The sequence below is a fragment of the Streptomyces sp. NPDC047886 genome (assembly GCF_043204435.1).
In the GTDB taxonomy this organism is placed as follows: Bacteria; Actinomycetota; Actinomycetes; order Streptomycetales; family Streptomycetaceae; genus Streptomyces.
In genome coordinates this window covers 655,286-674,510 of sequence record NZ_JBIDCF010000003.1, presented here as the reverse complement: position 1 = coordinate 674,510, position 19,225 = coordinate 655,286, and the positions used below count along the sequence as shown (strand labels likewise).

At 72.3% G+C, this 19,225-nt stretch carries 14 protein-coding genes; 4 read left to right on the top strand and 10 right to left on the bottom strand.

Annotation, left to right across the window (positions count from 1 at the left end; translation table 11 throughout):
* Positions 1-32: 32 nt before the first annotated feature.
* Positions 33-1,088 (top strand): hypothetical protein, encoded by a 1,056-nt coding sequence (locus ACGF5U_RS14605; RefSeq protein ID WP_392710569.1) that lies wholly within the window; start codon positions 33-35, stop codon positions 1,086-1,088.
* A 19-nt stretch (positions 1,089-1,107) separates the two neighbouring features.
* On the opposite strand, the gene ACGF5U_RS14600 is transcribed toward ACGF5U_RS14605, so the two are convergent.
* Positions 1,108-3,168, bottom strand: coding sequence for a PhoX family protein (locus tag ACGF5U_RS14600; protein ID WP_392710567.1), 2,061 nt, complete (start codon positions 3,166-3,168; stop codon positions 1,108-1,110).
* A gap of 368 nt (positions 3,169-3,536) precedes the next feature.
* On the opposite strand from ACGF5U_RS14600, the gene ACGF5U_RS14595 reads away from it, so the two are divergent.
* Positions 3,537-5,000 (top strand): VWA domain-containing protein, encoded by a 1,464-nt coding sequence (locus ACGF5U_RS14595; RefSeq protein ID WP_392818386.1) that lies wholly within the window; start codon positions 3,537-3,539, stop codon positions 4,998-5,000.
* Here ACGF5U_RS14595 and ACGF5U_RS14590 read toward each other — a convergent pair.
* Positions 4,967-6,112: an ATP-binding protein gene (locus ACGF5U_RS14590; RefSeq protein WP_392710677.1), complete on the bottom strand. Its 1,146-nt coding sequence runs from the start codon at positions 6,110-6,112 to the stop codon at positions 4,967-4,969. The two genes, ACGF5U_RS14595 and ACGF5U_RS14590, sit on opposite strands and share 34 nt — an antisense overlap.
* A gap of 233 nt (positions 6,113-6,345) precedes the next feature.
* Positions 6,346-7,002, bottom strand: coding sequence for a response regulator transcription factor (locus tag ACGF5U_RS14585; protein ID WP_392710565.1), 657 nt, complete (start codon positions 7,000-7,002; stop codon positions 6,346-6,348).
* A 166-nt stretch (positions 7,003-7,168) separates the two neighbouring features.
* Here ACGF5U_RS14585 and metG point away from each other — a divergent pair, with 166 nt between their 5' ends.
* A complete protein-coding gene (metG, locus tag ACGF5U_RS14580) occupies positions 7,169-8,785 on the top strand; it encodes a methionine--tRNA ligase (RefSeq protein ID WP_392710563.1) in 1,617 nt (538 codons plus the stop codon).
* Positions 8,786-8,881: 96 nt separating this feature from the next.
* Here metG and ACGF5U_RS14575 read toward each other — a convergent pair whose 3' ends face one another.
* From ACGF5U_RS14575 to ACGF5U_RS14550, 6 genes are all read right to left on the bottom strand, one after another.
* Positions 8,882-10,180, bottom strand: coding sequence for an aspartate kinase (locus ACGF5U_RS14575; RefSeq protein ID WP_392710562.1), 1,299 nt, complete (start codon positions 10,178-10,180; stop codon positions 8,882-8,884).
* 67 nt (positions 10,181-10,247) lie between these two features.
* On the bottom strand, positions 10,248-11,543 hold the full coding sequence (locus tag ACGF5U_RS14570) for an MFS transporter (protein WP_392710561.1): 1,296 nt from the start codon (positions 11,541-11,543) through the stop codon (positions 10,248-10,250).
* The gene (locus tag ACGF5U_RS14565; RefSeq protein ID WP_392710560.1) at positions 11,540-12,808 is read right to left on the bottom strand and encodes an ATP-grasp domain-containing protein; all 1,269 of its coding nucleotides are present in this window, start codon (positions 12,806-12,808) and stop codon (positions 11,540-11,542) included. Before ACGF5U_RS14565 ends, ACGF5U_RS14570 begins: the two co-directional genes overlap by 4 nt.
* A gap of 141 nt (positions 12,809-12,949) precedes the next feature.
* Positions 12,950-13,831: a homoserine O-succinyltransferase gene (metA, locus tag ACGF5U_RS14560; protein WP_392710559.1), complete on the bottom strand. Its 882-nt coding sequence runs from the start codon at positions 13,829-13,831 to the stop codon at positions 12,950-12,952.
* A 189-nt stretch (positions 13,832-14,020) separates the two neighbouring features.
* Entirely contained in the window at positions 14,021-15,370 is a 1,350-nt protein-coding gene (locus tag ACGF5U_RS14555; RefSeq protein WP_392710558.1) for an aspartate aminotransferase family protein, read from the bottom strand.
* A 40-nt stretch (positions 15,371-15,410) separates the two neighbouring features.
* Positions 15,411-16,709: a SidA/IucD/PvdA family monooxygenase gene (locus tag ACGF5U_RS14550; RefSeq protein ID WP_392710556.1), complete on the bottom strand. Its 1,299-nt coding sequence runs from the start codon at positions 16,707-16,709 to the stop codon at positions 15,411-15,413.
* Positions 16,710-17,102: 393 nt separating this feature from the next.
* Between ACGF5U_RS14550 and ACGF5U_RS14545 the strand changes: the two genes are divergently transcribed.
* Entirely contained in the window at positions 17,103-18,098 is a 996-nt protein-coding gene (locus tag ACGF5U_RS14545) for a LuxR C-terminal-related transcriptional regulator (RefSeq protein WP_392710554.1), read from the top strand.
* 247 nt (positions 18,099-18,345) lie between these two features.
* Here ACGF5U_RS14545 and ACGF5U_RS14540 read toward each other — a convergent pair whose 3' ends face one another.
* Complete coding sequence (locus tag ACGF5U_RS14540; RefSeq protein WP_392710553.1) at positions 18,346-19,149, bottom strand: L,D-transpeptidase family protein; 804 nt, start codon at positions 19,147-19,149, stop codon at positions 18,346-18,348.
* Between the last annotated feature and the right edge of the window lie 76 nt (positions 19,150-19,225).

Genomic DNA, 19,225 nt, shown 5'->3' with positions numbered 1-19,225 from the left:
CACCGACCCGACGTCCGATGGGGGGAGAAGGAATGGCCGCACGCCACCGCTCCACACGCCACACCGCGCACACGGGGGACGACACCCCGCCATCCCGTACCGTCCGGTCCGTACGGGCCGCGCGCGCCGCCCGCGCCGCCCGGTTCGTCCCCGACCTCGACCCCGATGTCGGCGACCGGGCCCTGACCGAAGCCCGGCACGACATCGTTATCGGCCGCTGGCAGGGGGTGCGGGACCTGCTGCGGGCCACCGGCGACCACTGGCCGCTGCGCACGCACAGGATGCGGCTCCTCGCCCACGCCGCGGCAGGCAGCACGGCGGTCGAGGCATGGCGGGCCGCCGAACCCGACAGCCGGGACGCGGCGGTGCTGCGGGCCGCCACCGAGGTCGTACGGGTCTTCAACGCGGCCATCGCGGCCGGGCGGGGCGCCGCCGTGGACCGGGCCCGGCTCGACGCCACCGTCCTGGTCTGCCTGACCGCCGCCGACGCCCGGCCCGCCGACCCGATGCCCTGGGTGTCGCTGCTGACGGTCGCGCGACTGTACGAGGGCGGCGTCGGGCGCCGCGAACTGCGCTCCTGGCGCGACGAATTGCGCAAGCGCGACCCGGACAACCTGGAGGGCCACGTGCAGCTGCTGCGCTACTGGTCGGCGCGGTGGCACGGGACGCACGGCGCCATGTACGACGTCGCGCGGGACGCGGCGGGCGCGGCGCCGCCCGGGTCGCCGCTGCCGCTGCTGGTGCAGATCGCGCGGGTGGAGGAGTACCGCCACATCGTGGACGGGGCGCTCGGGCGCGGCCCGGTGCGCGGCTTCGACCAGCACTGGAAGCACGAACTGGCGGTGACGGAGGTACGGCGCACCTGGCAGCGCTGGATCGGCGGCCGTACGCCGGGCCCGGTACGCCCCGAGGAGGTCGAACCGCTGAACTACCTGGTCCACGCCGCCTGCCACGCGGGCCTGCCCGAGGTCGCGGGGGAGCTGTTCGGCCTGCTGGGCGCCCGCGCGTCCCGGGTCCCCTGGTCGTACACGGGCGACCCGGCGGAACAGTTCACGAGGTGGCGTGCACAGGCCCACGCCACCTCGTGAAGAACGGGGAGAACCGGGGTTACCGGCCGATGCCGCGACCGTCCTCGCGGTAGACGGCGACGACCGCCGGGCGGACCGCCCGGCCCGGTCCGTCGGGCCAGGCCGAGGCCGGCTTGTCGGCGCTGGCGCCGTCGACCTCGCCCGGGTGCTGGACGGCGACGAGGACGCGGCGCTCCTGGATGATCGGCCCGCAGGTCTCGGCGCCGACCGGCACGGTCAGGAACTGCTTCAGCTCACCGCGCCGCTCGCCGTGCGTCGCGACACCGAACAGGCCGTCGTTGGAGCCGAGCTGGTTGCCGTCGGTGGAGATCCACAGGTTGCCGTGCGGGTCGAAGGCCAGGTTGTCGGGGCAGGAGATCGGCGACACCTTCTCCTTGGGGTAGCCCGCGAAGTACGTCGCCGGGTCGTTCGGGTCGCCCGCCACCAGGAACAGCCGCCAGGCGAAGGCGTCGGACGCCGGGTCGTCCCAGTGCTCGGCCAGCTCCAGCACCTGACCGTGCTTGTTGCCGATGCGCGGGTTGGCCTCGTCGGCGCCCGGGTGGCCCGCGGTGCCGCGCCGCGAGTTGTTGGTCAGCGCCACGTACACGCGGCCGGTGCGCGGCGACGGCTCGACGTCCTCCGGGCGGTCCATCTTGGTGGCGCCGACCTTGTCGGCGGCGAGGCGCGTGAAGACGTACACCTCCTCGGCGGTCATGCCGGGGACGTGCGAGACGTCACCGGTGGCCAGCGGGATCCAGACACCGGAGCCGTCGAACTCGCCGTCGTCCGGGAGCCTGCCCGAGCCGTCGATCTCGGCCGCCGGGCTGTCGCCGGTCAGCTTGGCGACGTACAGCGTGCCCTCGTCCAGCAGCGTCAGGTTGTGGGCGTGCGCGGCCCGGCCGCCGCCCTTCTTCATCCGCCGGCTGGAGACGAACTTGTAGAAGTAGTCGAAGCGCTCGTCGTCGCCCATGTAGACGACGGGACGGCCGTCGTCCGTCAGACGCGGCTGCGCGGCCTCGTGCTTGAACCGGCCGAGCGCGGTCCGCTTGCGGGGCGTGGAGTCCGGGTCATACGGGTCGAGCTCCACGACCCAGCCGTGGCGGTGCGCCTCGTGCGGCTCCCGCGCGAGGTCGAACCGCTTGTCGAACCGCTCCCACTTGCGCTCGGTGGCGCCGGACCCGATGCCGTACCGCTTGTCGGTGGCGCTGGAGCCGTTCGCGAAGTACTGGTTGAAGTTCTCCTCGCCGGACAGGACCGTGCCCCACGGGGTGGTGCCGCCCGCGCAGTTGTTCAGCGTGCCGAGGACCTTGCGGCCGGTGGGGTCGGCGGACGTCTTCAGCAGGTCGCCGCCCGCCGCGGGGCCGGTCAGCTCGAACACGCTGGTCGCGGTGAGACGCCGGTTGAGCGGGTGGCGGGTCACCGGCGTCAGCCTGCCGCTGCGGTGCTCCTCCTGGACGACGACGACCGACATGCCGTGCGCGGCCCAGGCGATCTCGACCTGCTCGCGCGTCGGGTTCTCCGGGTCGTACCCCTTGAACATCAGCACCTCGTCCGAGTACTCGTGGTTCGCCACGAGCACCTGGCGGCCCCGCTCGCCGCGCAGCGGCAGCAGCGAGAGGAAGTCGTTGTTGTACCCGAACTGCCCGGCCTGCGCCTTGGCGGTCTGCCTGTCCGCGTCGAACGCGGGCGCGCCGCGCAGGATGGGGTCGCCCCAGCGGATGACCACGTTCTGGGCGTAGCCCGCCGGGACGGTGACCCGGTCCGCCTTGTTGGGCGCCACGGCGGCGAACCGCAGGCCCCGGGCGCCGTGGGCGGGGCCGGGCTTCCCGGGCTTGTGGCCCGCGGCGGGCGCGGCCTGCGCGTCACCGGCCGCCGCGCCGACGACGGCACCGCCCGCCGCGGTCGCCACGGTCACCACGGCGGCGGCCCGCAGCATGGAACGGCGCGACAGAGCGCCCGCTATCACGTCGCCGACGTACTCGTTGTCACTGGTGTTGGGCACCTCGTGGAAACACGCGTCACCGCAGCGGTAGCGGCAGGTCAGGGCCGAACGGCCGCCCGCGTGCGAGTTGACGCTCAGCAACGGCAGCAGCTTGCGCACGTTGTCCTCCTCCGGCGCACCCGCGCCGACATGGTGTCGGAATTCTCGTCCGGCGGCGACGTTAGGCGGGCATATGTGCACACCGGAGGCGCGAGAGTGAACGCCGGGTGAAGAGGGTGCGACCGGGCCGGGGTTGACGCGAATGGCCCTTGCCTTTCCACGCCACTCGGGGCGGCTAACCTTACGTGTCCGCCCTGGCCAGGGATGATTCCTAGTGAATCCCAGCAGTACGGACATACACGGCACCCAACATGCGAAAGGCCTCGCCCATGGGCATTCGGAGCTTGCTGCGCAAGGTGTTTGGACGCGACCGTGCGGAGCGAAACGAGTCGACGACCGCCTCCGTCCCGCCCCAGGCGGAACGCACTGTGCCCCAGGAGGAGCCCACGGCGACGGTCCCGTCCCCGTCGGCCCCGACCGCCGCCGAACGAGCGGACGGATCGGAGCGGACCGACCGGGCGCCCCGAACGGACCGCACGAACCGGACCGACAAGACCGACAGGACCGACAGGACCGACAGGACCGACAGGCCGGAGCCGACGGCGGCGGACCTGGTGGCCGCGTCGTTCGACAACCCGCCGCCCCGCCGCGCCACGGTCCCCGCGGCCCGCGACGCCGAGCCGCCCACCCGCGAGACCCCGCCACCGGCGGAGCCGCGCCAGGCCGAGACCCCGAAGCCCGAGCCCGAGCCCGCCACCGCCGAGGCCGAGCCCGAGCCCGCCACCGCCGAGGCCGAGCCCGAGCCCGCCACCGCCGAGGCCGAGCCCGAGCCCGCCGCCGAAGCCCCGGCCCCCGAGGCCGAACAGGCCAAGAGCGAGACCGAGCCGGACACCACCCCCGAGCCCGCCGCCAAGAGCGAGACCGAGCCGGAGGCCACCCCCGAAGCCGCCGCCGAGGCCGAGCCCGAGGCAGCCACCCCCGAGACCCCTGCCGCCGAGGCCCCCGCCGCCGAGGCCGAGCCCAGGGCGACCGCCCCCGAGCCCACCCCGGAGCCCGAGCCCCAGGCCACCCCGGAGCCCGCACCCGAGCCGGCCGCGGCCGCCGCCGAAGCACCCGCCGCCGAAGCGCCCGAAGCGGAAGCCCCCGAGGCCGACACCGAGACCGGCACCGAGGCCGACACCGGGACCGAGACCGCCCCTGAGCCCGGGGCGGCCGTCGCCGGTAAGCCGGCGGTGTCGCTCGCCCGGGTGAAGGCGCGGGCGCCGCAGTCCGTGACCGAGGCGTACAAGGCGGCCGGGGCCGCCCTGCGCAAGCGCGGCCTCGCCGGGACGCGGGCCACCGTGTACCTGGTCCTGGACCGGTCGGCGTCCATGCGCCCGTACTACAAGGACGGCAGCGCCCAGCACCTCGCCGAGCAGGCGCTCGCGCTCGCCGCGCACCTGGACGAGGACGCGACCGTCCCGGTGGTGTTCTTCTCCACCGAGGTCGACGGCACCGCCGAGATCGGTCTCGACGACGTCGAGGGCCGGATCGACGAGCTGCACAGCGGCCTCGGCCGCATGGGGCGCACCTACTACGACCGGGCCGTCCACGAGGTCCTCGCCCACCACGAGAAGAGCGGCGACCCCCGGCGGCCCGCGTTCGTGCTGTTCCAGACGGACGGCGCCCCCGAGTCCAGGACGGCCGCCACGCAGGCCCTCACGGACGCGGCGGCGTCCGGGCGGCCGGTGTTCTGGCAGTTCGTGGCGTTCGGCGACGAGGACAGCAAGGCGTTCGACTACCTCCGGCGCCTCACCGTCGACCGCACCGCGTTCTTCCACGCGGGTCCCGCCCCCCGCGAGGTCCCGCACGCCCGGTTCTACCGGGAGGTCCTCGCCTCCTGGTCCGTCTGAGGCGGCACCGCCAGCGCGGGGGCCAGGTCGACCGTGACGACCAGGCCCCCGCCGGCCCCGCCGGGCACGGCGCTCACCGTGCCCCCGTGCGCCTCCGCGACGGACCGCACGATCGACAGGCCGAGCCCCGCGCCCGGCCCCGTACGGTCCCGCCCCCTCCCCCGCCGGAACGGCTCGAACAGCGCGGGGACCTCGGCGGCGGGCACGCGGGGCCCGGTGTTCGCGACCGTCAGCACCCCGCCGTCGACCCGTACGTCGACCGATCCGTCCGGCACGTTGTACGCCACCGCGTTGGCCAGCAGGTTCCCGACGAGCTGCCCGAGCAGCGCGCGGTTGCCCCGTACGACACCCCCCGCGCCCCCGGCCCGCACGTCGTACCGCGCGCACTCCTCCGCCACGACGTCCCCGAGGTCCACGTCCTCCCGCTCGTCGAGGCCCCGCTCGCTCCGCGCCAGCGACAGCAGGCCGTCGATCAGCCGCTCACTGCGCCGGTTGCTGTCCAGCAGCACCCTCTTCAGCGCGGCGAGCTGCTCGGCCGCCAGCGGCTCGTCCTCGTCCAGGCCGACCTGGATCGCCGTGCGCTGCGTGGCCAGCGGGGTGCGCAGTTCGTGCGAGGCGTTCGCGATGAACCGCCGCTGGCTGTCGAAGGCCCTCTCCAGCCGTGTGAGCAGCGCGTCGATGGTGTCGCCGAGCTCCTTGAGCTCGTCGTCGGGCCCGACGACGGCCATCCGCTCGCGCAGGTTCCGCTCGGAGAGCCGACGGGCCCGCGCGGTCATGACGTGCACGGGCCGCAGCACCCGCCCGGCCGTCCACCAGCCCACGCACACCGCGCATACCGCCGTGATCAGCAGCGCGAACCCGGACCAGACCAGCATCTGCTCGGAGGCGGCCCGGCTCACCTCGTCCGTCAGCTCCGCGTACGCGAAGTCCGGCCGCGGCCCGTCCGGCGGCAGCACCACGACCCGGGCCGCGATGGCCTCGGCCTCGCCGCGCGTACCGGCCCGCGCCAGCAGGTTCACGACACCGAGGAGGCACGCGCCGAGAACGAGGAAGACACCCCCGTAGACGAACGCGATCCGCGTACGGATGGTGGACCCGCTCCCGATACCGATCCCGGCACCGGCACCGGTCCCCGGACCCCGCCCGGCCCCCGGCACCAGCCCGGCCCCCGAACCCGGCCCTGCCCCCGGCACCGGCCCCGGACCCGTCCCTGCTCCCGGCCCCCGCCCGGCCCCCGAACCCGGCCCTGCCCCCGGCACCGGCCCCGGACCCGTCCCTGCTCCCGGCCCCCGCCCGGTGCCCGAACCCGGCCCCGGCCACGAACCCGTCGTCGCCCCCATCTCGTTCACAGCGCGTACCCCGCTCCCTGCGCGGTCCGGATGAGCGGCGGCGCGCCGAGCTTCCCGCGCAGCTTGCTCATACACACCCGTACCGCTCCGGTGAAGGGATCCGCGTGGGCGTCCCACGCCCGTTCCAGCAGCTCCTCCGCCGGGACGAACCCGCCGTCCGCCTCCAGCAGGATCTGCAGGACGGCGAACTCCTTCGGCGAGAGCCCGAGGTCCCGCCCGTCCCGCTCGGCGGTCCTGCGGACGGTGTCCACCCGCAGCCCGTGCCGCTCCAGCACCGGCGGTACGGGCGGCCGGGCGGCGCGCCGCCGCAGCGCGCGCACCCGGGACACCAGCTCCGGGAACTCGAACGGCTTGCCCAGGTAGTCGTCGGCTCCCAGGTCGAGCCCGGCGACCCGGTCGTCGACACCGGCCGCCGCCGTCAGCATGAGGATGCGGGTCGCGGACCCTGCGTCGACCAGCCGTCGCGCGACCTCGTCGCCGTGGACGCGCGGCAGGTCCCGGTCGAGGACCACGACGTCGTAGGCGTGCAGGCCGAGGCGGTCGAGGGCGGCGTCGCCGCTGTGCACCGTGTCGACGGCGAAGCCGGCCCGCCGCAGCCCGGTGGCGACGAACTCGGCGAGGACCTCCTCGTCCTCGGCGACCAGTACCCGCATAAGGGCGCACCCCTCCCTGCTCCGCGCGGCGGGCGGCTCCCCGCCGCCTGTCCACCGCTCGTGCGCCTCCTGTCTACTCCTCCACGTGTTTCCGGAAGGTCTCCGCCCCTTCCACCACCTGGAACGAAGGTGAGGAGAGGATCTGCGGCCCGATAGGATTTCGACCATGGCGGCCACTGGATCCGAGAAGCAGGGGGACGAAAGCGTGAAGGCTTTCTACGTATCGACCCCCATCTACTACGTCAACGACGCTCCTCACCTGGGCCACGCCTACACGACCGTCGCAGGCGACGTGCTCACGCGCTGGCACCGTCAGCGCGGCGAGAAGGTGTGGTACCTCACCGGCACGGACGAGCACGGTCAGAAGATCATGCGCACGGCCGAGGCGAACGGGGTCTCCCCGCAGGAGTGGTGCGACAAGCTCGTCGAGGAGGCGTGGAAGCCCCTCTGGGAGCACCTGGACATCGCGAACGACGACTTCATCCGTACGACGGAGAAGCGGCACACGGACCGCGTCCAGGAGTTCGTGCAGGACCTGTACGACAAGGGCGAGATCTACAAGGGCGGCTACGAGGGCCCGTACTGCGTGGGCTGCGAGGAGTACAAGCTCCCCGGCGACCTGATCGAGGACGAGCAGGGCACGAAGCTCTGCCCGATCCACAAGAAGCCGGTGGAGATCCTCAAGGAGGAGAACTACTTCTTCAAGCTCTCCGAGTACGGCCCGAAGCTGCTGGAGTTCTACGAGGCGAACCCGGGCTTCATCCAGCCCGAGTCGGCCCGCAACGAGGTGCTGAACTTCGTCAAGCAGGGCCTGCAGGACCTGTCCATCTCGCGCTCCACCTTCGACTGGGGCATCCCGATCCCGTGGGACGAGAAGCACGTCATCTACGTCTGGGTGGACGCGCTGCTGAACTACGCGACGGCGGTCGGCTACGGCGCGGACCAGGCGAAGTTCGAGGCGACGTTCCCGGCGAACGTGCACCTGGTCGGCAAGGACATCCTGCGCTTCCACGCGATCATCTGGCCCGCGATGCTGATGGCGCAGGGTCTGCCGGTGCCGGGGAGGGTCGCCGCGAACGGCTGGCTGATGGTCGGCGGCGAGAAGATGTCGAAGTCGAACCTGACGGGCATCAAGCCGCAGGACCTGACCTCGCACTTCGGTGTGGACGCCTACCGCTGGTACTTCCTGCGGGCGATCGCGTTCGGCCAGGACGGGTCGTTCTCGTGGGAGGACTTCACCGCCCGCTACACCTCCGAGCTGGCCAACGACTACGGCAACCTGGCCTCGCGGGTCGCCGCGATGGTCGGCAAGTACTTCGACGGCGCCCTCCCCGAGGCCACGGCCGCCGGTGAGGCCGAGCAGGCCGTCCGGGACGGCCTGGCGAAGGCGGTCGCGGAGGCGGACCGGAAGATCGGTGACGAGCTGGACTTCCAGGGCGGCATCCTGGCGATCTTCGACTTCGTGAAGCAGGTCAACGGCTACATCACGGAGCAGGAGCCGTGGAAGGTCGCCAAGGACGACTCGGAGACCGGCCGGGCCCGCCTGGCGACGATCCTCTACACGGCCGCCGAGTCGCTGCGCGCGGTCGCGGTCCTGCTGAACCCGGTCATGCCGGAGACGTCCCAGAAGCTGTGGGAGTCCCTCGGCGCCGAACCCGGGCTGGGCGCCCTCGCCGCCCAGCCGCTCGGCTCCGCCGCCACCTGGGGCCGGCTCTCCCCGGGCGCGACGGTCACGAAGGGCGCGGTGCTCTTCCCGCGCCTCGAGGAGCCGAAGAAGGCGTAACGGGCCGCCCCACGGCAGGCCCCGGCCCCCTGGTCCGCGTCCGCGCGGACCAGGGGGTTTCGCGTCCCGCCGGCGGACCGGGCCGCCGGACGCCGCCTAGCGGCCGGTCCCGGCGTAGACCCGTGCCTCTCCTTCGGCCCGGTCGAGGTCGAAGGAGGTGTGCACGGCCCGTACGGCCGTGTCGATCTGGTCCTGGTGGACGACGGCGGAGACATGGGCGCCCGCCGACGTCACGAGGCGTACGTCGACGCCCTCGGCCGACAGGGCCTCCACGAACGTCGCCGCGATACCGGGCGTGGTGCGCACGCCCACGCCGACCAGGGAGATCTTGGCGATGTCCTCGTCGTAGTTCAGCGACTCGTACCCCACGCCGGGTCGTACCTCCCGCAGCGCCTCGACCGCCCGGCCCACCTCGCTCCTCGGCAGGAGGAAGGAGATGTCCGCCAGTTCGGGCGAGTGCGCGGAGACCGTCGCGGTCACCATGTCGATGTTCAGCCCGGCGTCCGCGATCGCCCGGAACAGCCTGGCCGTGTCCTGCGGCTTGTCGGGCACCCCGACGACGGTGACCTGCGCGGCGGAGATGTCGTGCGCGACACCGGAGATGATGGCCTGCTCCACGTTCTGTTCCCCCTTCGGTTCCCCCTGCCGATGGTCGTCGGCCGGATCACTGCTGATCCACGTGCCCCGGGATCCGCTGAAGGACGACCGGACGTGGATCGGGATGTCGTAGCGACGCGCGTACTCGACGCACCGGTGCAGCAGCACCTTGGACCCGGAGACCGAGAGCTCCAGCATGTCCTCGAAAGAGATCCAGTCGATCTTCCGGGCCTTCTTCACGACCCGGGGGTCGGCGGTGAACACGCCGTCGACATCGGTGTAGATCTCGCACACCTCGGCGTCGAGTGCCGCCGCCAGGGCCACGGCTGTCGTGTCCGAGCCGCCGCGCCCGAGCGTGGTGATGTCCTTCTTGTCCTGGGACACGCCCTGGAATCCGGCGACGATGGCGATGTTGCCCTCGTCCAGCGCCGCGCGGATCCGGCCCGGCGTGACATCGATGATCCGCGCCTCGTTGTGGACGGAGTCGGTGATGACGCCCGCCTGGCTGCCCGTGAACGACTGGGCCTCGTGGCCCAGGTTCTTGATCGCCATGGCCAGCAGGGCCATGGAGATCCGCTCTCCGGCGGTCAGCAGCATGTCGAACTCACGCCCCGAAGGCATCGGGGACACCAGCTCGGCGAGATCGATCAGCTCGTCCGTCGTGTCGCCCATCGCGGAAACGACGACGACCACCTGGTGGCCGTTCTGCTTCGCTTCCACGACACGCCTGGCGACGCGCTTGATGCCCTCGGCATCACCGACGGAGGAGCCTCCGTACTTCTGCACGACAAGGCCCACGTGTGCTCCTTGTTGATCCACGGGTCATTGGGGCGGTTGGTGGTCGGGGCGGTTCCGGTCGGTCCTCTCAGGGCACGCGGACCATCCCGGTCCCGGTGCCGGTCCCTGACCGGTCCGCCCGCGCCCGCAGCAGCCGGTACAGGACCGGTGTGGCGACCAGGCCGGCGACGCCGCTGACGATCCACGGCCACAGCGGCCCCATGCCGTACAGGAACACGCCGAAGGCCGGGCCCATGGACATCCCGGTCGACTGGCAGAAGCCGAGGAAGGACTGGTAGCGGGCGCCCGCTCCGGGCGGGGCGGCCTCGGTGGCGGCCGCCGCCGCGACCGGCGAGATCAGCATCTCGCCCAGCGTCCACAGCAGGACGCCGCCGATGAGGACCGGCCAGGTGATGCCGAAGGAGTTGACGAAGAAGCCGCCGAAGACGCAGAGCGCCCCCAGGCCGATGGGCACCTGGACGGGCAGCCTCCCGAGCACCGTCGACAGGGGCACCTCGCAGAGGATGACCACCACGGCGTTCATGGTGAGCAGCGCCCCGAAGGCGCTGGTGCTGAATCCGCTGTCCTTCATGGCGAGCGGCAGCGGCCCCGTGTGCTGGGCGTAGAACAGCGCGATGACGCCGAGCAGCACGCTCACCCCGACGAAGCGGAGGTCGCCGAAGAGGCCGCCGGGCAGCGTCTCCCCGGCCGGGGCGGCGGTCGGGGCGGCGGTCGGCTCCGCCGGGCCCTCCGGTTCGCGTGCCCCGTCCCTGGGCAGCAACAGGAGCATCAGCGTGGCCGCCATCGACACGACGGCGTTGCCGACGAGCAGCGAGCCCATGTGGTTGGTCGCCCAGAAACCGCCGAGCAGCGGGCCGATCGCCGCACCGGTGTTGAGGGCCATCCGGTAGACGGCGAAGAGCGTCACCCTCCGCTCGGGGGAGGCTGCCTCGCCCACCACCGCCTGCGCCACCGGTCCGTACGCCTGCACCGCGGCGCCCATGAGGCAGGCGAGCGCGAGGGTCCCCCAGTACCCGGTGACCTGCACCAGCGCCAGGGAGAACACCGCCGTCAGGGAGGTCGCCGACAGCAGCGTGGTGCGCCGTCCGATCCGGTCGGCGATCCAGCCGGAGAACCCGGCTCCCGCCATGCCCGACACGGCCACCAGCGCCAGGCCGACGGTGATCTGGCCGGGGCCGTAGCCCCGGTCGGCGAGGACCAGCGTCAGGAAGATCGAGAAGAAGCCGCCCACCCGGTTCAGGAAGACGCCCAGCGACACGACGGCGATCGGACGCGGGACGGCGAGGAGCGAGCGGAGGCCCGCGCGGCCCCCCGAGGGGGCCTTCGCGGGCTGCCGCTCGTCCTGTCGGCCGGGCACCGTCATCGCTGCTGCCCGAGGGGCTCGTAGGAGAGGTGGACGAGGCTCTCGCCCGCGTCGAGGCGCTTGCCGCACTCGGCCTCGTCGGCGCCCTCGGCGATGACGAACGCGTACCGCGCGACGAAGTCGCCGGGCGGGGTGCGGAGTTCCGCACCGGCCGGCACGGCGGCGGTGACCTGCACGACGCCGTCCACGTCGCCGGGCTCGTCGATGGTGATCTCCCGCACCCGCAGGTCCTCGGACGGGCCGAGGAAGCGGATGCCGAGCGTCTTGGCGTGCGTCTGCTCGACGACCGGGCGGCGCCCGGTGATGACGTCCACGGCGATCAGACCGGGGTCGATGCCGGTGGCGAGCTTGCCCAGGTAGGGGATGAGGTCGCCGCCGAGCCGCCCGTTGACCTCCACGATCACCGGCCCCCGGGAGGTCAGCTTGACCTCGGTGTGTGTGGTTCCGTGGGTGATGCCGAGGGCCGCGTGCGCCTGCTGGAGCATGGCGCGGATCTCCTCGTCGCGCAGCAGCGGGTCGTCGGCGGAGACGTAGTGGCCGGTCTCCACGAAGTAGGGCTCGCCGCCCAGCTGCTTGCGGCCGACGAACAGCGGCGTGTACTCGCCGTCGAAGACGGCGCCGTCGATGCTGACCTCGGGGCCGTCCAGGTACTGCTCCACGATGTAGTCGTCCGGGACGTGGACGCCCGGGTAGGCGGCCGCGGTGCTGACGGCGAAGGCATCGGCCATCTCGTCGGGCCCCGACACCTTGACGACGCCGAGGCTGGAGCCCAGCGTGCGCGGCTTGATGACGACGGGGTACTCCAGGCGTTCCGCCGCCTCCAGGGCCTCGTCGGCGCTGCGGACGGTGGTGAACTGCGGCTGGCGGACACCGGCCTCGGTCAGTCGCGCCCGGCTCAGCTTCTTGTCCCGGCAGCCCAGCACGGTGTCGACGGACATGCCCGTGACGCCCAGCGCCTCGGTGGCGTGCGCGGCGGCCAGCAGGGTGCCCTCGTCGGGGCAGAACATGCCGATCACCCGGTGCTCCTCGGCGACCTCGCGGGCCGCGTCGACCACCGCCTGCGGGTCGTAGCAGTTCAGCGCGGTGGCGCCGACCACGTACTCCTTCTGCCAGGTGGGCTCGCCGGAGTCGAAGAGCCACAGCTTGAACCGCTGCGCGGCGGCGGAGAGCAGGTACTCGCGGTAGGGACGGCTGTCCCGGTCCTTCTGGCTGCCGATGCCGATGACCAGCAGGATTCCGTCGTCGGGGGTGGTGGTGTCGCGCACGGGGCTCAGACTCCTTGGCTTGGTGCTTGCGAGAAGGAACGAGAAGGAACGAGAAGGGAACGAGAAGGAACGGGGCGGAACGGGCGGACGAGCGGGAACGGGGTGGACGAGGAGGAACGGGCGCGGGGGCCGAACCGGGGCTCAGCCGCCGAGTACGTGGTGCCGCAGCCAGTTGGCGTAGAGGAGACGGCCGTGGGCCTGCCAGTCGCGTACCGGCTCCGCCGTCGGGTCGTCGCCCGGGTAGTAGCCGGGCGGCACGTGCATGGGCAGTCCCTTGGCGACGTCCCGCTCGTACTGGTCCCGCAGGGTGTTCCGGTCGTACTCGGGGTGGCCGGTGACGTAGAACTCCCGCCCGTCGCGGCGCCCCGCGACGTAGAAGCCGGTCTCCGGGGCCTGCGCCAGCACCTCGATCTCCGGCTCCGCCAGCAGGTCCTCCGTGGCCGTGCCGGTGTAACGGGAGTGGGGGACGCGGAACTCGTCGTCGAAGCCGGCCAGCAGCGGGGCGGCCGGGTCCACGGCGCGGGTGGCGTAGTTGCCGAACAGCTTCCCCCCGAGGTGGTGCTTGGGGATGCCGTAGTGGTGGCGGAGCGCCGCCTGCGCGCCCCAGCAGATGTACATGGTCGAGGTGACGTTCTCCCGGGCCCAGTCCATGATCCGGCAGAGCTCGTCCCAGTACGTCACCTCCTCGAACTCCAGCTCCTCGACCGGGGCGCCGGTCACGATCAGCGCGTCGAACCGGCGGTCGGCGATGTCCGCGTGGACCTGGTAGTGCTCGTCCAGGTAGGACTGCGGGGTGCTCTTGGAGACGTGGTCGGCCGGGCGCAGCCAGGTGACGCGCACGGGCAGCGGGGCGACCGACAGGAGCCGGAGCAACTGGGTCTCCGTGACCGGCTTGTTCGGCATGATGTTGAGGACGGCCACGTCGATGACGGCGGTCCCGGGGGCGACCGCGTCCACGATCGGGATGTTCTCCTTGGCCAGCTCGGCCTTGGCGGGTATGGCTGCGGGCAGGATCAGAGGCATGGTCGAAGCTCCGGGGCTCGGGCGCGGGCCCGGGCCGCCGCCGTGCGGCCGCGCGGTCGTGACCGGGCGGGCGGCGGGTGGCCGGGACGGGCGGCGGCGGGTGGGCCGGGCAGAGGGTGAGGGCCGGGAGAGGTGGGGGCCGGACGCCGGTTGGCTCCGAGACGTCCGGCCCCGCACCGGTCGGGGGTGTCAGGCGGTCAGGCGCGCCAGTACACGGTCGAGGACGTCCGCCGCGAAGTCGGCCTCGGCCTCGGTGATGACGAGCGGCGGCAGCAGCCGGACGACACAGTCGTCCCGGCCGCCGAGCTCCAGGATCAGGCCCTCGCGCAGCGCCTCGGACTGGACCGACCTGGCCAGGTCGGAGGCGCGCTCGCCGGTGTGCGGGTCCGCCAGTTCGATGCCCAGCATCAGGCCCCGGCCCCGGACGTCGCTGATCCAGGCGCAGCGCTCGGCCAGCGCGTTCAGCCGGTTCGTCAGCTGCTCGCCGCGGGCCCGCACGTTGTCGAGGATGTTGTCCCTGCGGATGACCCGGATCGCCTCGGCGCCCGTGGCGAACGCCATCTGGTTGCCGCGGAACGTTCCCGAGTGGGCGCCGGGGGCCCAGGTGTCGAGCCGCTCGTGGTACATGATCACGGCGGCCGGCAGGCCCATGCCGCTGAGCGCCTTGGAGGCGACGATGACATCGGGCTCGATGCCGTACTGCTCGAAGGCGAACCAGGTGCCGGTGCGGCCGCAGCCGGTCTGCACCTCGTCCACGATGAGCGGGATGTCGAGCTCCCGGGTGACCTGCCGTACGCGGCGGACGAAGTCCGCGTCGGCGGGGATCACACCGCCCTCGCCCTGGACGAGTTCGAGAATGACGGCGGCCGGCTTGGCGATGCCGCCGTTCGGGTCCTCGAGCGAACGCTCCAGGTAGGTCGCGCAGTTGGTGTCGCAGGTGTCCCGCCGCAGGCCCAGCGGGCAGCGGTGGCACGAGGAGTACGGGAAGAAGTGGACGCCCGGCAGGCCGTTGGCGATCGGGCTCTTCTGCTCGACGAGTCCGGTGAGCGCCATCGCCGCGTGCGTGCTGCCGTGGAACCCGCCCTGGAAGGAGACGATGTCACCGCGGCCGGTGTAGGTCTTGCAGAGCTTGAGCGCCGCGTCCACGGCGTTGGCGCCGGTGGGGCCGCAGAACTGGATGCGCGTGGACTGCCGCATCGACTCGGGGAGCATGCCGAGCTGTTCCTCGGCGAAGTCGTCCTTGGGCTCCGTCGGCAGGTCGAGGCCGTGGACGAAGGTCTTCAGCTGGCGCTCGGCGGCGGCCACCAGATCGGGGTGGCCGTGTCCCAGGGACAGGACGCCGGCTCCGGCGAGGCAGTCGAGGAAGACGTTGCCGTCCAGGTCCTCGATGAGGCTGCCCTCGGCGCGGGCCACCGCGATGGGCAGGCGCCTGGGGTAGCTGCGGGCGTTGGACTCACGGTCGGCCTGGCGTTTGAGCAGTTCGTTGCTGCGCGGGCCGGGGATCTCCGTGGAGACGCGTGGCTGGGTGAGCGAAGGCATGGCCTCTCGAAAGGTCGTCGAGTCGGGAGCGGGCCGTCGTTCAGACGGACGCGTGGGGCATGCGCGTGCGCTTGACGACGCCGTCCAGCAGCGTCTGGGCGCGCAGCGACAGCAGGCTGAACGAACCGGCGTCGCCGATGCCGTGCGAGGACTCGCACAGGCCGTTGAGGAAGAGCGGCGGGGTGTCCGCGTGCTCGTCCCGGGCCTCCAGGGCGTAGTCGGCGTTCACGAACAGGGCGCCGGTCTCCTCGGTCCTGAACCGGTCGGCCACGTCGGAGATGACGCTCGGGCAGAGCTCCTGGTGCTCACCGGGGCCCAGGTCGCGGAAGCCGGTGGCGACGACGACGAGGTCGAAGGAGTCGGTCTCCTCCGCCCCGGTGTTGACCTCGCGGAGCTTCAGCACCGCCTTGCCGTTCTCCTCGTGGGCGGCGACGGCCTGGAGGTTGCCGTCGACGGACACCCGCTGGTCGCCGTCCAGCCGCTGCTCGTAGATGAGCAGGTACAGCTCCTTGAGGACGTCGCCGTCCACGGAGGAGTAGTTGGTGGCGTGCATGTAGGAGTCCAGCCGGCGCCGGGCCTCGGGGGACACCTGGTGGTAGTAGTCGGTGAACGCGGGGAAGTAGCCCTCTTCGCTGAACGGGCTGGTGTCCTTCAGGCGCAGGCTGAAGGAGCGGACCAGGTTCCGTACCCGTGCCTTCGGGAAGCGGTGGGCGAGGTCCAGGGTGAGTTCCGCGGCGCTCTGGCTGCCGCCGATGACGGCCACCGATGCGGGGGCACGGTCGGCGGTGAACTCCTCCAGCCGGAACAGGTAGTCGGTGAGGTGGAAGATCCGCCGGCTGCCCGCGGTGTCGAAGGGCGCGGGTACGTAGGGCGTACGGCCCGGACCGACCACCAGGGACCGGCCCAGGTAGGTCTCACCGGTCTGGGCGGTGACGGAGTAGAGCCGCTCGCCGTCGCGCTCGACCACCTGGACGTCGGCGGCACGGCGACCGTAGTCGACGACCTGGTCGAAGTGCCGGGCGACCCAGGTAATGTATCGGGCGTACTCCTTTCGGAGCGGGAATTCGATCGGCAGGTTGAGGTGCTCAAGCAGCCTGCCGTTTTCGAAAAGGTAGTTGAGAAAAGAGTAGCGACTACGGGGGTTACGCAGGGAGACCAGATCACGCGACGGATGGTTCTGGATGTCCGAGCCGTCCAGCAGCATTCCGGGCTGCCAGGCGGGCTCCGCACGCGCCTCCAGGAATCGGGCGTCGAGTCCGGCCTCCTGCTCTTCCAGTGCGATGGCAAGAGCCAGATTGGCCGGCCCGAAGCCGATTCCGACGATGTCGTGGACAGTCATGCGTAATGCCTTCCGCTAGGTACGACGTTCCTGGTGGGCCGCTTGCCGATCAGGGGCGCCCGATCGGCGCCACGGGGGACTTCCCCCAGGCGGAGTCGGCGAGCTGACTGGTCCTCTTGCCCCACGCCGAATCGTCCGCGAGCCCGTTGAGGGCCCGCTCACCGCCCGTAACCGAGAGCGAAAGCGAAAGCGCGAGTAAACAGAAAACGGCGATGATGTGGACAGACAGAAACGCGCGAAAACCGAAGAGCGGCAGGGTACCCGGCACTTACAGACCTCCATGTGCGAGCGGCAGGTGTTGCCGCCACCACAGAAATTCTGCCGCCACCCCGCCGGGGAATCGACGGTTCCTCCCTGCACAATCACCGCTTGCACAAATATGCAGGGAGGGTCATGAGCAAGGACTGCAGTGAAATACTCCATACCAGTACAAAAATCCTCTGCGCCGAGGGTCTGAGCTGCTACCGGGACGCCGTGATCCACGGGTCCGTACCGGCCGAGACGGCACCGGACTGCCTGCACCGGCTGGGCCTGCTGGCGCCCTCCCCGTCCGACCCGGCGTCGCTGGTGCCGGTGAGCGCGGATGTCGCGCTGGCCGAACTGACCCGGCCGCTGGAGGAGTCCCTCCGCGACCAGCAGTCGAGACTCCAGTCGCTCATCAGCCTGTTCGTGCCCATCCAGGCCGCGTACACCGCCGCCAAGCACGAGCAGCGCGGCTCGCTGACCACCATCACCGGCGACGAGCTGATCAGCGCCACCCTCGACCACGCGGTGCGCTCCTGCCGCGAGGAGCTGCTCACCATGCAGCCGGGCGGCGGCCGGGAGCCGGAGCTGCTGGACGAGGCGCTCCGCCGTGATCTGGTCATCCTGAGCGGAGGCGTCCGGCAGCGGACCCTGTACCAGCACTCGATCCGGGCGCATCCGCCGACGCTGCGCTACGTCGAGAGGGTCACCACCATGGGCGCCGAGGTCCGCACCCTGGACCAGCTCATCGACCGGCTCATCATCTGCGACCGCCGGGTCGCCTACGTCCCGGGGGTGGGTGAACGGCGCGTCTCCGCCCTGGAGATCAAGCATCCGGCGGTCATCCAGTTCCTCGTCAAGAGCTTCGAGAACTCCTGGGACCGGGCGCTGCCCGTACGGTCGACGCAGGCGAAGGAGGCCGGCCCCGCGGTGAGCGAGGAGATCCAGCAGGCCATACTGCGGCTGCTCGTCTCGGGCCACACCGACGACTCGATCGCCCGCCGTCTGGGCATGAGCCGGAGAACGGTCGCGGGCCACGTGAGCCGCATCTCGACCATGCTCGGCAGCAGCAGCCGCGCCCAACTGGGCTTCCTCATCGCGACGAAGGGGCTCCTGGGCCCGGAGCCGGTGCCGGACTCCGACTGACGGCTCACCGGCCGACGCGCCCGGCCCCACCGGCCGGGACGCGTCACCGCCGGGGCCCGTCGCCCGGAACCGTTCACCGCTCGGGGCACGTCACCGCCCGGACGCGTCACCGCCGGGACCCGTCGCCCGGAACCGTTCACCGCCCGGGGCACGTCACCGCCCGACGCGTCACCTCCCGGGGCCCGTCGCCCGGGACGCGTCACCTCCCGGGGCGCCTCGCCCGACACTCATCCCCGCCCCGGCCGCGTCACCGACCGAGGCTCGTCACGTCTCCCATCACCACCACCGGCTTCTTCGCCGGGTCCAGCCAGCGCAGCAGTTCGCGCATGCGGGGCTTCTCCACGGAGACGCACCCCTGCGTGGGCCCGTCGTGGTCCACGTGCAGCCAGATGCCGCCGCCGCGCTCATCGCCGAGGGGACGCGTCCAGTCGAGGGGCGTCGTGCCGGGCTCGCGGTTGTAGTCGATGGCGACGACGTAGTCGAAGGATCCCGCCAGGGGTTCGCCGAGCACGCCCGTCCCGGTGGCGGTGAAGGCACGGCCCTGGTCGTACGGGAGCTTCGTGCCCGGGTCGTCGAGGAGACCGCCCGCGTCCGAGAGCGTGAAGACACCGATCGGGGAGCGCAGGTCGCCCTGCGTGTGGTGGTCGGTCCAGCCCTTCAGCGCGTTGTGCGCGGGCCACGGGTCCGACACGGGCTTCCAGCCCTCCCCGGGGTCGCGTTCGTAGAGGGTCACCGTGGACGTGTTCGCGTCCGGGGCGTCGCCCCTGACCACGACGGCCTGCCGGCTGGCGGCCGGGACGCCCGCCCGGGTGCGCGGGCCGAGGCCCGGGATCTCGCGGGGCGCGGCGGCGCGGGCGGCGCCGCGGTCGTCCCCGCCGCGGTCGTCCTGTACGGAGCCCTCCCGTACGGGGTCGGCCGACGCCGCCCGCGTCGCGCGGTCGGGCCGCGCCGGGTCCTCCCGTACGCCGCCGGGGTCCGCGCAGGCGCTGAGCGTCAGGGGCAGGAGCAGGAGCGTCGTGGCCGGGACGAGGCGGTGACGAGGGGCACGCATGGGTGTCAGGGCCTTTCGGAGCTGCTGGGTACGGGGGACGCGTCGGCGGCGAACATGGCGCCGTCCAGGATGCGCT